Source organism: Brachybacterium sp. AOP43-C2-M15 (assembly GCF_052446295.1).
In the GTDB taxonomy this organism is placed as follows: domain Bacteria; phylum Actinomycetota; class Actinomycetes; order Actinomycetales; family Dermabacteraceae; genus Brachybacterium.
This window is the reverse complement of the sequence record NZ_JBQSWB010000006.1, coordinates 258,176-271,070: the sequence shown is the minus strand read 5'-3', so window position 1 is coordinate 271,070 and position 12,895 is coordinate 258,176. Positions and strand designations below refer to the sequence as shown.

The 12,895-nt window shown below is 66.9% G+C and carries 8 protein-coding genes; 4 read left to right on the top strand and 4 right to left on the bottom strand.

Translation table 11 applies throughout. The annotated features are described in order from the left end of the window. Nucleotides 1-191: 191 nt before the first annotated feature. The 3 genes from ACT3SP_RS08940 to ACT3SP_RS08930 all read right to left on the bottom strand — a co-directional run bounded on the left by ACT3SP_RS08940 (nt 192) and on the right by ACT3SP_RS08930 (nt 7,083). Nucleotides 192-1,556, bottom strand: coding sequence for an HNH endonuclease (locus tag ACT3SP_RS08940; protein ID WP_444586925.1), 1,365 nt, complete (start codon nt 1,554-1,556; stop codon nt 192-194). Next, nucleotides 1,556-6,424, bottom strand: a complete 4,869-nt coding sequence (locus ACT3SP_RS08935; protein ID WP_444586924.1) for a DEAD/DEAH box helicase — start codon at nt 6,422-6,424, stop codon at nt 1,556-1,558. The genes ACT3SP_RS08940 and ACT3SP_RS08935 overlap by 1 nt, the downstream gene beginning before the upstream one ends. A gap of 62 nt (nt 6,425-6,486) precedes the next feature. After that, the gene (locus ACT3SP_RS08930) at nt 6,487-7,083 is read right to left on the bottom strand and encodes a hypothetical protein (protein WP_444586923.1); all 597 of its coding nucleotides are present in this window, start codon (nt 7,081-7,083) and stop codon (nt 6,487-6,489) included. A 434-nt stretch (nt 7,084-7,517) separates the two neighbouring features. Between ACT3SP_RS08930 and ACT3SP_RS08925 the strand changes: the two genes are divergently transcribed. The 4 genes from ACT3SP_RS08925 to ACT3SP_RS08910 all read left to right on the top strand — a co-directional run bounded on the left by ACT3SP_RS08925 (nt 7,518) and on the right by ACT3SP_RS08910 (nt 11,563). Continuing rightward, nucleotides 7,518-8,462 carry a hypothetical protein gene (locus tag ACT3SP_RS08925; RefSeq protein ID WP_444586922.1) on the top strand — a complete coding sequence of 315 codons (945 nt, stop codon included), beginning with the start codon at nt 7,518-7,520 and terminating at the stop codon, nt 8,460-8,462. Between the two features lie 332 nt (nt 8,463-8,794). Next, a complete protein-coding gene (locus ACT3SP_RS08920) occupies nt 8,795-9,034 on the top strand; it encodes a hypothetical protein (protein WP_444586921.1) in 240 nt (79 codons plus the stop codon). Then, complete coding sequence (locus tag ACT3SP_RS08915) at nt 9,034-9,858, top strand: Fic family protein (RefSeq protein WP_444586920.1); 825 nt, start codon at nt 9,034-9,036, stop codon at nt 9,856-9,858. Before ACT3SP_RS08920 ends, ACT3SP_RS08915 begins: the two co-directional genes overlap by 1 nt. A 127-nt stretch (nt 9,859-9,985) precedes the next feature. Beyond that, complete coding sequence (locus ACT3SP_RS08910) at nt 9,986-11,563, top strand: homing endonuclease associated repeat-containing protein (RefSeq protein ID WP_444586919.1); 1,578 nt, start codon at nt 9,986-9,988, stop codon at nt 11,561-11,563. A gap of 82 nt (nt 11,564-11,645) precedes the next feature. On the opposite strand, the gene ACT3SP_RS08905 is transcribed toward ACT3SP_RS08910, so the two are convergent. Next, nucleotides 11,646-12,800, bottom strand: coding sequence for an extracellular solute-binding protein (locus ACT3SP_RS08905; protein WP_444586918.1), 1,155 nt, complete (start codon nt 12,798-12,800; stop codon nt 11,646-11,648). Between the last annotated feature and the right edge of the window lie 95 nt (nt 12,801-12,895).

Genomic DNA, 12,895 nt, shown 5'->3' with positions numbered 1-12,895 from the left:
CGAAAAGGAGCATTTCCATGGTGTGCCTTCGGGGGGTTCGTGTGGCCAATTGGCGATTTGAGGAGGGTTGGTGAGTGGGCGGCTCTAGTCCCGGCGTGTCAGAGCGACGATCTGGGTCACTGCGAACAGGATGGAGAACGTAGTGAAGGCTAAGGCAGCAAGCACGGCGAGGTCGATCCACGTGGGCGCGTTCATCCGGGTCCACCATGATCCGGTTGAGGTGGCACAGCCGGGACTCCTGGAGCAGATACCAAGTCCCCTTCTGCAGTCACCGTGAGCAGCCCGGCGTCGAGCGCGGTGTGGTGGTTTGCGCAGAGGATGCGGATGTTGTCGGTCCTCGCCGCACCTCCCCTGCTGTCCGGGATGATGTGAGCCGCCTCGAGGACCTCCTCGATGTCCAGCCCGCAGTACATGCACCGGGCGCCGTAGCGGCGCAGCGCGGCTGCGCGGAGGGGCGCTTGGTGCAGTCGCTGCCTCGTGACGCGTTGGATGTAGCGACGTTCGAACTCGACGTCCTCGTCCGCGACGGGTTCGGAGCTCTCCATATCAGGAGCATCGCCGGCGCCGAGGAGGGAACCCAGATAGGGGTTGTGCCAGTCGGCTCGCCGGGAGGTCGCCCTCGCCTCTCGCGTGGCGGTTAGAGCATCGAGGAACTCTGCATCGCCCAGGACAGCGAGGAGGTCGTCGAGGGTCTCACCGTGCACTCCGGTATCGCCGTTGTCCGCCGTGCTCAGCCACACTCGTTCCGGGTCTGGCGACTGGGGTGCGAGGTCGGAGGGGAAGCGAGCTCCCCACTCGGTCACGAGGCCACTGGAGGACTCGAACCACACGTAGAAGAGCTCGATGCCCCCTCCGCTGATAGTGGCGAACCGCTGGTGGTCGGTCGCACCGGCCCAGCTAGGCATCGCCGAGACACTCCCGTCGTCGGACTGATCGAGACCGACGGCGGTGATGTACGCCCGCAGCATCGCGAGGGCATTGGAGGCGTCTGGCATCGACAGGGCGTAGGTGAACGACGCGAGCGTTCGAGTACCGCCACGTCCGCCCCGCCGGAACCTCCAGGTCGGCCGTTCGATGCCGAGATCCGCGATCAGGTCCTTCTCACGACGGATCAGTTCCGACGGGTCGAGCTGGTTCATGTCGAGCACTGCGTTGACGAGCTCGGTCACCGGCTCAGGTGCTCGCATCCGTCCTTGCGGAGCGCTCTTGAGTCCTGCCTCGAGAAGACGGTCAAGTGCGAGAAGCCTCTGATCGTGCTGTGGCACGGCGTGCTGGAGCGAGAGTCGCATCCATGTGCGCTTGAGGCGCTCCTCGAAGGCCGCAGAGTCGACCCAGTACTCGCGGTCGTCGATCATCTCTGCGCTCCCGATACAGGTCTGGACCACCTCACAGACATGGGTGATCGCCTGGACGGGCTTCACCTGATATAGGAACACACGATCCCCGACGTGGAGATGTGCGGTAGCGACCTCGCTCCAGTCCACGATCATCCGCTGCGAGAACGCGCCGTCGACGTCAAACTTCGCGGCATCCGAAGCGATCAGCCAGTCGGTCATTACTCAGCCCCTTCACTGCCAAGTGCGGGCAGGGTGTCTGTGATCTCGACGGTCCGCACAGACACGGTGATGACCTTCTGGAGCAAGTCAAGGATGTACCGGGGGTTGTCGTGCTCGAGGCCCCACTGGTTTGGATCGTTCACGATGCCTGACGCCCTGTCGGTGGTGACCTGGTACTGCCGCATGATCCACTCGATCGCGCTGCGGGAGCCGAGCTGGTAGCGGTAGGCCTCCTCGGGGATCCCGGTCACCGTGAGGTTCGGGTTCAGGATGAGAGCGTCCGGGGCATCGGCGGCCTTCTTCCCGGAGGGGAAGCGGATCTTTTCGATGCGGTAGTACTCCTCCTCGCCGCCCATCGGCGGCTGCTCGCCGCCCTTGACCGTCAGTGGGTAGAGCCCGGCATCCTCGTAATCGGCGTGGAGGGCGAACAGCTCGCGCCCGGCCGACGTGAACGCCGCGAATGACTCCGCGGGGATATTAGGGACGCGGGGGAGCATCTGCTTCAGCTCCCCGGCGTAGCTCTCCCGGTAAACGGGGGAGTGGAGCAGGGCGTAGAGGAAGAAGAAAGTGTCGTCCTTCGTGCGCTCGTTACCGTAGCGCTCGCGCATGAGCCGGTGGAACTCGTCGGTGATGTTGTCAACGCGGCGGTACCCGTCGACCACGTCGCCGTCGAGGCCAAGGTCGAGCTCTCCATCAGGGAGGGGCTCCCAGCGGTAGCGAGGGAAGAACTGACCACTAGACGATCCCCAGAGTGCAAGATCAGGGACCACCTTGCCTCCGAGGAGCGAGAACTCCTTATCTGAGCCAACTCCGGTCACGTAGAACCCGAAGTTCTCGTGGCGAGGTGTGGGGAAGTAGCGGCGTGCGATAGCCGGTCGGTGAATGAGTCCGTCGGTCAGGTCGATGCACTGGGTGCTGAACGGCCGGTAGAGGCTCGCCGAGGCGCGTCCCGGCTGCCGTGTGAGCGGCTTGTTCTTCGCTAGGCGGTCTCGGAGTCCACTGGTCCACTTGATGAGCGTGTCGTCGGTGGTGACGACCCCGACGGTGTCGGCGCCCTTCGGACGCGTGATGTGGTGCTGCTCGGCGTAGCTGCGGAACCTGATGCGCTCGGTCTCGTAGGTGGACAGGAATCGGTCGAGGTTCGCGTCGAGGGCGGTGCTGGAGGAGTTGTAGACCCAGGCATCGCGGTTCGTCTGGAGTCCCGCGCTGTAGCTCGCGAAGACCCGCACGCCGTCCTTCGGGTCCCCGCCGAGGAGGGGATAGGTCAGGTAGTCCTCGTCGCGCTGGTTGATCCAGTCACCGTGCTTGTTTGGGGTGATCTGGCGCCAGGGAACGCTGTCCAGGGTGGCGTCGTCGACGATGGCGAGCTTGTCCTTGGTGGTGAGGTAGTCGCCGATGTCGCGGTAGTGGATCGTCGCGGGACCGTCGTGTCCCCTTGTGCGGACGAGGAGGAAGACTGCGACGGTGGTCTGGCTACCTCCACCAAAGATCTGACCACCTTCAGCTTTCCAGTTCGCGTTCCGCATGTTGCCGCGAAGATTGAATACGTAGATTGAGTCGAACTCGTCGGTGAGTGTCTTGCGGACGCCAGCGGCGGTGTTGCCTTCGATCCAGCCGCCGTTGGTGACGAAGCCGATGACACCTTCGTCGCCGATGCGGTCGCTGCCCCAACGAATCGCGCGCATGTAGGAGTCGTAGAGGCTCCGCTTGTTCTTGGCATCGGTGCGCGCTGCGAACGTGTCCCGCACGCGGGCGTCGAGGGTCGGGTAGCTGACGTTGGCGTTGTCGTCGTTACCGGAGGTCTGCCCTACGGAATACGGAGGATTGCCGACGATCACTTGGATGTCGAGGGCCTTCTGGGCCTCGGCGCGCGTGTTGTTGGTGGGGAAGACGGTCTCGTCGGTGATGTCACCGTCTTCGGTCTGCTGGAACGTGTCGGTCAGGACGATCCCGTCGAAGGGGTCGTACGTCTCCTCATTGAGCCCCACCCCGTCGGCCGCGGCCTGGAGGTCGTGGAAGGTGGTCTCGATGTTGATCGCGGCGATGTAGTAGGCCAGCAGCAAGATCTCGTTCGCGTGCAGCTCCGAGGCGTACTTCCGGGCGAGGTCCTCGGGGCGGATCAGGCCGGACTGGAGCAGGCGGACGATGAACGTGCCGGTTCCAGTGAAGGGGTCCAGTACGTGCACGCCCTCGTCGCTGATGGAGCGGCCGAACTCCTTCTTCAGCACGTCGTTGACGGAGCGGAGGATGAAGTCGACGATCTCGATCGGCGTGTAGACCACGCCCATCGCGTCGGCCGCGCGGGGGAAGGCGTTCTTGAAGAAGCTCTCGTAGAGCTCGGTGATGATCTTCTGCTTGCCCTCGGCGTTGTCGATACCTACTGCGCGCAGTCGCACCGACTCGTAGAACTTCTCCAGCGACTCCGCCTCGGCGTCGACGTGCATCGCGGTCAGAGCGTTGACCATCCGGTTCATCACCTGGGAGACCGGGTTGTGGTCGGTGAAGGCGTAGCCCTCGAACAGCGCGTCGAAAACGGGCTTCGTGATCATGTGCTGGGCGAGCATCTCGATTGCCCCGTCCCGGGAGATCGACTCATTCAGGTTCCGGCGAAGCGCGTCATGGAACACCTCGAACTGCCCGGCCGCCGCGGTTGCCGGGTCGTCGACCAGCGCGGTGATCCGGGTGATGTGCGCACTGGCGATCTGGGCGATGTCCTTCGCCCACTGGTCCCAGTAGGTGCGCGAGCCGACCTTCTTCACCATTCGGGCGTAGATCGCGTTGCGCAGCTCGTCCATCTGCGAGAGCTTCAGGTCCAGGGAGACCTGCGCCGAGCCCTTCCTGTCGGCGGCGGCGCCGTCGTCGCCGCGGCCTTCGTCGTCGTGCGGGTCGGGGTGTCCGATGCCGATCACGTCGATCTTGCGGTCGCGAGCCTTGTTCAGCTCGACCTTGTTGACCATTGCGTCGAACCGCTCGTCGTGCGCGCGCAGCGCCTGCAGCACGTCCCAGACGACCTGGAAGTTCTTGCTGTCATCGAGAGCCTTCTCCGGCTCGACGCCGGCGGGGACGACGACAGGCAGAATGATGTAGCCGTACTTCTTCCCCTGGGCGAGCCGCATCACACGGCCCACGGACTGCACGACGTCCACGACGGAGCGGCGCGGGTTCAGGAACATCACTGCGTCCAGCGAGGGGACGTCCACGCCCTCGGAGAGGCAGCGGGCGTTGGACAGTACCCGGCAGGTGTCCTCGTCGGTGTCTTCCTTGAGCCAGTCCAGCAGGGCGGTGCGCTCCATAGAATTCATCGACCCGTCCACGTGCTTCGCCTCGACCGAGAGCACGTCGCCGGGGTCTTCGCCTTCGTGGTTCTCGACGTAGGCAGAGACGACCTCTTCGAACTGTGAAGCGACACGCTTAGAGGACTTGATGTCCTTCGCGAACGCGACCGCGCGGCGCATCGGCTGCGGGTCCAGGCCGAAGGAGTGCTCGGAGTCGCCGCGCTTGGCGAGCCCGTTCCAGCAGCCCACCAGACGCGTCGCGTCGTCCAGGGACAGCTCGCCGTCGCGGGCGAACGCTTCCTGCATCGACTCGTTCACTGCGTCCTGGTTCACGGTGAGGATGAGGACCTTGTAGTCCGTGAGCATCCCCAGCCCGACCGCTTCACCGAATCCGAGGCGGTAGAACTCCGGCCCGTATGTGTCCTCGTCGTCCATCGAGGCGAGCACGGCCTGGGCCTTGCCGGCCCTGGCCTTAGAAGCGTCGTCGTAGATCCGCGGCGTCGCGGTCATGTACAGCCGCTTGGAGGCCTTCAGGTAGTCGTTGTCGTGGACGCGCACGAACGCGGACTCCTCGGACCCGGCAAGGGTGGCCCCAGTGGTGCGGTGGGCCTCGTCGCACACCACCAGATCGAAAGGCTCGAGCCCTGCGAGCTTCTGCGCCTTCGCGACCACGTCGATCGACTGATAGGTCGCGAACACCACGCGCATCCCAGAGCCGTCGGTACGGGCCTCCCTCATGTAGCGTGCCAGGCGTTCCGGATCCGTTGTCGCAGGCAGCGCCAGATCCACCACCGAGATCTCCGAAGTGTCCTCCGATGCCTTTCGGCCCCGAGATGCCTTCGCATCCGAGCACACCGCCAGCGGGGTGATCCCGACAGACGTGTTGTTGGACCACTCACGCAGCGCCTGCGACAGCAGCGCGATCGAGGGCACCAGGAACAGCACGCTCCCGCCCGCGCCGACGAACTCCTCCGTGAGCCGCAGCGAGGTGAACGTCTTCCCTGTCCCGCACGCCATGATCAACCGGCCCCGGTCCGCTGTCTCGAACCCGGCGATCACGTCCTCGATTGCGGTGCGCTGGTACGGGCGCAGATCCGAGGCACCCGAGAGCGACAGCGCCGTCGGCGTCTCAGGATCGAAGGTCGCCCAGTCGATCCGAGACTGCTCGAAGTCCGCCAGGCCAAGGCGCCTCACTGGCACGGACTGCTCGCGGATCGTCTCCTCCGCCGTCGCGCCCCACTGCGTGGTCGTCGAAACCACCAGCCGCTCCGTGAACCCGCCCCTGCCGGAAGCGGCCAGGAACTTGTCCAGATCACCCTTCGAGACACGGTGCGTCGGCGCGTAGAACTTGCACTGGATCGCTGTCAGACCGCCGTCCCGCCGCTGCGCGACAAGGTCAATCCCGGAGTCATGCCCCCACTTCTCCGGCCACTGGTCCCACATCCACACCGTCGAGAACTGCTCGGCCCACAGCGGGTCCGTCTGCAGGAACGACTGTGTGAACCGCTCGAACTGCGTCCCCTGATCCGCAGTCGACGTCGCCGAGTTGTACATGCGATCCAACAGCTTCATGGGGGAGGGCGTGACGGTCATGGGACCAGTATCGGGCACCTGGCCAGGAGGTGCAGGGAGATCCGCAGCAGCGACGTCAGGCGCTAGAGCCGCAGAACTGCGACGTGGTTCGCGTTCTTGGCATTCACGTAGAGAGCGCCCCGCCGGTTCTCCTCAAGCACACCCACCACGATGAAGCTGAAATGTGCCTCCGGAGCTGCCAGCTCGGACAGCTCAGACAGTCCGAAGTCCTTGATCACCTCGTCGTGCGCCGTGCGGGGAATCCGCACGCCGAAGCCGAGCTCGTCCCGCGGGGCGCAGTCCAACCACACGTCGCGCGCGAAGAGTACCGGCCCCCAGATCACGAGACGTTGCCCGGGCTGCGCATCCAGTTCGACGGCCCGGACGCACAGCGAGGAGATCGTTCCGCGGGCGCCCTTGCCGATGGTGATCGCCCGCTCCGAGTCGCGGAAGCGCGGTTCATCATGCAGGCGTCGGAGAAGCGGGCGAAGCTTCGTGCTCGAGGTCGACGTGCGTCGTTCGCCCTGTGCCGTGGAGTGCCTGCGTCCGCGCACGGGAGCGCCGGGCACGTCGTCGATCTCGTGTGATGCTCGATGCTCGACGTCGTCGTCGAGCCTCAGCACGAGTTCGGTCGCATCGTTCCACACTGAGGCAACGTCCTGCGGATCGCCGTCCAGCATCGTCGGTGCGTCTCTCGACGAACTGTGGGCGCAGCCACGAACGTGATCCCGTGAGAAGAAGTGAGCCGGCCTCCCGTCCTTGCTCCTGCGCCGGAAGTGCGCCGACGCGCCGCATGCGGGATTCGGGCAGTTCAGCCGCCCCTTGTAGGCGGCTCGTTGCTCGTCGGGGAGCGCCGCGAAGGCACCCGCTTCGATCGACTCTCCGTGGTCTATCCGCGCTGAATGCATCGTTCCCCCTGCTGTGCGACGCGAGCAGCAGGCCCCGTTCGCGTCTGCCGGTGAGCTGATGTTCCTGATTTCGAGGTTACTCACGGGGCCGACAGCTGACGACATACCCTCGTCTCGGAGCGAGCTGTCGTGCGATTCTGCATCGAGCGCAAGGTGCAGCGCGGCGCTGGTCTGTACGGTGAATCGGAGATCCCTCTGCAGGGTGGGTGGGAGTCGAAGCGAGGGGTGGGGAATCGAAGTTGTGGGTAGATCTCCTGACGGTCGTGTGCATAGTGCATGTTGTCATCCTGTGGATGAATCTTGGGTTTGTGGCGCTCTCCAGGCCGAAGGTGCCAAATCGCGTCACCTTCTTTGAGATGCAATCGAGAGCGGTGCGCATGCGGGACGTCGCTCTCCCCGCGATCGCCGCCGCGCTCCTGGGATTCTTCGTCAGTCTTGCCGCGAGCTACGTCCACAGCGGTTTCGCCGCACCGATCGTCACCATGCTCGGTTTGTCGGGGACGGCGTACGTCTACCTCTTGTTCGTCGGCGTCGTGGTCTCTCTGGCCGGGCTCCTCGCCCTCATGGACAAAATGCGGAGTGATGCGAGGTCCTTGGCTCGCAGCCCTGCCTCGATCAACCGCGCAGCCGAACTCCTCCTGCGGGGAAGCGGAGTCGAGGGCTTGGACGCCGACGACCTCCGTAGGAACCTCGAAAGATGGCAGGCCAGGGCGGGTAGGGAGGCGATGAGAACCGTCCTCTGGAGAAAGGAGTCTCCTCATGTAAATGCCGTGCTGCAAGAGGTGAGACGAGGGCGACGACGACCTCGCCGTCCCAAACGAGCAGGTAGACGGCTTCTCCTTGCATCGTTCGCGGACCAGCGCCTTCGTGGAGTGCTCGTTGCCGTCGGCTTCGTTGCGCCTTTCGCGGCGGGCATCGTGGCTTTCGGCGTGGCTCTCGCTGCCCCGGATGCGAACGCCGGGGCGGGCTGGCGCATCGTGCTACCCGTCCTCCAGATGCTCGGCGGGCTTCTGTTCGTCTGGTTCAACGCGAGGTTCGTGATTCTGTGCTGGCGGATCGAAGAGATCGAACTTCGTGCCGCGAAGCGAAGGATCGCCCGGCTCAAAGCGGCCTCCGCCAAGCGTGACGTACGGCATCGGGGCGGACGCTGAACTGAGTCCCGCATCGCGGTGCCGCGAGGAGGCGTCCCAGTCCCTCCGCATGCTGAGCTCTCGCCGCCTCCACCCGCACGTTCTGAATAGGACTGCCTAAGTCGGAGTGAGCGATGACTGGATTCCGGGTTGCAGAGCCAGGCGCGCATGGACGGGACGGCAGTTGGGCCGGATCCGCGCCTGGCGGTCCCGATCGCGGCGCACGGGGAGAAGGTCGTGCCATGGCAGCAGGCCGCCCGGGGAGGCAGGCGCAATGGTCGGATGCTGCGCGAGGTAACGGTGAGCCTCCCGCCGAGGATCGGCGATCTCGCCTTGTGCTGCCGCTGCTTGTGATGGCCGAGACCGATGGGGCGTTCGCAACCATCACGCGGCTCGACATCTCGCACGGAGAGCAGCTGACGGCGCTGTCGGAACTGCTGCTGCGCGCCGAGTTGGTGGCGCCCTCGATGATCGAGCACGTTGAGGCGTCGGTGGAGGACTCTGCACGGGCGGCCCACGGCGTGCGCTCGAGCTCCTCGGCGACCGCACGCCCGTCGCCCTGGAGGACATCCTCGCCGCGCGCCGGACCCTGATGGCCGAGGACTTCGTCGAGGCGGGCTACGCAGGGCGCGTGCGCGACATGCAGAACTGGATCGGAGGCTCGGACCACGCACCGCGCAACGCCCTCTACGTGCCGCCCCCGCCGGAGACGGTCGAGGCCTACCTCGAGGACCTCCTAGAGTTCGCCAATCGTGACGACGTGCCGGTGCTCGCTCAGGCCGCGATCGCGCATGCCCAGTTCGAGTCGATCCACCCCTTCACGGACGGCAACGGCCGCATCGGCCGCGCACTCATCAACACGATCCTGCGCCGTCGCGGGGTCACCAGCACCGTCGTCGTCCCGCTCGCTTCCGCCCTGGTCGCGAGGAAGGATGCGTACTTCGACGTGCTCACGGCCTACCGGGCTGGCGACGCAGGCCCGATCATTCGCGCGTTCGCGCGCGCCGCACGCACGTCGGCCCCGGAAGCGGCGACGACCGCGCAGCGCCTGGCGGAGATGCCGCAGCAGTGGGCGGACCGCTACTCCGAGATCGCCGGGCGGCCTCCCCGTGCAGGGAGCGCCGCTCGCAAGATCCTCGATCTCCTGCCGACCGTTCCGTTCTTCACCGCCGAGGAGATGGAGGAGCGTATCGGCGGGGCGACGTCATCGGTGTACAGCGCGATCGAGCGACTGGCTGGCGCAGGGATACTCCGTCCGCTGACCCAGCGCACACGTCGTCAGATCTGGTGCGCGGGAGCGATCATCGACGAGCTCGAGGACCTCGGAGCGAGGATCGCAGCGCAGACTGTCGCCGACCCCACCTGGCGAGAGATCCAGAGCCAGGTCATCGGTGACCTTCTCCGGCGGGAACAATAGAGATGAGCGCGCATCGCCGTACTCCTCAGCGGTAGGAACTGAGCGAGGGCCTGGCACCCTCTCGCTTGTCACACCCCGCCGACACACTCGTCGTATCACCACGCGCAGTGCCACGGAAGGGGAACCGATGTCCACCGTCACGCTCGACGAACTGCTCGCCCCCGCGAGCAGCACTCCGCATCCGCCTCTTGCCGAGGCGGAGGCCCACCGCGTGCTCGACCTCGCACAGCAGGGCTTCATCCCCAGCGAGATCGGGAAGCTCCTCGATGTGTACCCCGACTCGGTGGAGACCGCGATCGAGGACGCCGTGCCGGGAGGGACCGGCGCGATCGCCGCGGCCCTGCGTCGTCGGCTCCGGGCCTGGCGCCAGGACCACGTGGATGATCCGTGGTGGGAGGCGAAGGCCGTGGTCGGCGTCCCGCACGCCCACGTGCTGCGCCTTGTGCGCGTGCCCCGGGACCGGGAGCTCGGCATCGTCGCGCCGGGCGAGCCGGGATACCTCGACACCGTCCTGGCGGGCAGCGGCTGCAAGGACCTGCGCGCCACACGCAGCGCGCGCCTGTACGCCTTCGGCGCGACCCTCCAGGAGGTCGGCGACCTCTTCGGTGTCACCCGTGAGCGGATCCGCCAGGTCCTCTCCCGGGACACGCCCTGGTCCAGCACGGACCTCAGCGCCGCCGCGAAGGTCCTCGCTCAGGCGCGCCGTGCCGAGCACGCGTCCGCCGCGGAGCACTGGTCCCTCACCCATCCCGCCGCTCCGCTCGACGAGGCGCCGGCAGCACTCGGTCTCTCCGTCGAGCAGATGCGACAGCTGTTGGGCCGCCGGCGCTCCCGGCACGAGCTCGCCTTCGACGCGCCCCGGGACGCCACGCGGCGCTCCGAGGCGGAGATCATCGAGGACCTCCGCGCTTTCCACGCCGAGACCGGTCGCACCAGCTGCCAGGCCTTCACCACCTGGGCGCGCGAGCACGACGTCCCCGGACACCAGACCGCCGCGGTCCGCTTCGGCACCTGGAACGAAGCGCTGAAGGCCGCAGGGATCAGCAACCTGAAGGGCGCTCCGCGCAGTTCCTTCCGTGACGAGGACCTCTGGGCCGCGGTGCTCTCCGCCGTCCAGGCCGTCGACGGAGGCACGACCTTCCGGTCCGTCGAGGAGTGGCTCGCCAGGCATCCTGCCGCGCCGTCCGGCGCGCTCATTCGGCGGCGGCTGTGCGGCCACGAGGGAGGCAGCTGGACCGAGACAGTCGCCACCGCCCTCGCCGTCCTCCACACGCCCGAGGATTTCGATCCTGCCTGGGTCGAGGAGATCACCGCGGCTCGCGACTGGGAGTCCCCGGCCGACGAGCCCGACCCTCTCGACCACGTGCGCGCGGCGATCGACGCCCTCGGACCGCGGATCACCACCGGTCGATACGCTTCCTGGGCTCGCGCCGTAGGGCGCCCCACGATGGCGACCCTGCAGCGCCGCACCGGGAAGCTCTGGACCGAGCTGCTGGCCGAGGCGGGCGGCGAGCCCAATGCCCCGAAGGTGAAGAACCGCAGCCGCGCGCAGGTGGGGGAGTACGTCTCCCGCTTTCTCGCCGAGCACCCGTCGGCCACCACCGTCGAGTACGCGCAGTGGGCCCCGCAGCACGTCGCCCCGTCCCTGTCCACCGTCATCGACCGCTTCGGGTCCTGGAGCGAGGCGGTCGAGGAGTGCCGCTGAGAGATGCCATCGGCCCTTGCGGCAGTCCCGTTCCCTTCCTCGACAGCACTGTGCTGGAGCGGCGGGCCTGCGAGCCCGGTCCTCACATCGGCGTCGGCTTCTGGAGCAGCGCGTTGATCCGCGCCGCGAAGGAGTTCCACCCCTCGAGCGGGTCGATGTGGCGCATCCACACGTTCTGCATCTCGTCGCCGAAGTGGCTGTGGAAGTCCGCGCCGGACCCGGTGAACCATGCCTCCGGGTCGTAGACCAGGTGATCGATCGCATCGGCGTAATGGGACTGCGGCTCGAGCTGCGCATAGGCCTCGTCCTCGACTACCGGCGTGTAGGCGGGAATGTGTCCGGCCGCCGCCCAGTCGATCGAATGCTGCAGCAGGTGCGCCACCACGGCGTGCACCGCACGACGCCGCTGCTGGTCGGGACGGGACTGGTGCGGCAGCACGAAGGTGTGCGAATCGGCGTAGGCGCTCGGCCGGCCCAGCACCCCGGGGATCATCGTCATGTCGAAGGGGATGCCCGCGTCGCGGAAGCTGCCGATCTCCCACACTCCGCCCAGGTAGCCGCCGCAGCCGCCGGTCGCGAACTCGGAGACGGCGGTGCCGGCGTCGTGGCCGGAGTTGCCGACCTCGCCGTCGATGAGGCTCAGGATCCACTCGACCGCCTCGATGACGAGCTCCTCCTGGTACTGCATCCGCCCGCCGACGGGCAGCTCGATCGTGCCCCCGAGCTGGTCGTAGTAGGTGGCGAACATGCGCCACTGGTCCACGCCGTCGCCGAGATAGCCCCATGAGAGCCCGAAGCCGCTCGGGGCGTGGGCGCCCATCTCCAGCGCCATCTCCCGGAAGTCCTCCGGGGTGCTGACCGGCCGCAGCTGACCGTCCTCGCCGAGCGCTCCGGCGGCCTCGGCGATCTCGGTGTTGTAGAAGAGCACGAAGGGGTGGGAGTCCAGCGCGATCGAGACGAGATCGCCGTCGACCACCATCTTCTCCCAGATCCGTTCCGGGAACTGCTCCTGCGTCACCCCGAGCTCGGCGAGCAAGTCGAGGTCCCAGGGATCCAGCAGGCCCCCTGCGACGTGGTCGGCCACCCGCGACGCGTGCATCACGGCGAGATCCGGGGCGCGGCCGCCGGCCCCCGCCATGGCGAGTTTCGTGTAGTACGGGGCGCCGGCGGCAAGCACCGTCTGACGGACGGGCGTCGCGCCCTCGGTGGCCATGTAGCCGTCCAGCAGCTCGCCCATCGTCTTGTCGTCGGGCCCGGACAGCGGATGCCAGAACGAGAGGGTGTCGGAGCTGAGCGCGTCGGCCCCGGCTCAGCCGGCCAGCGCGCCGAGGC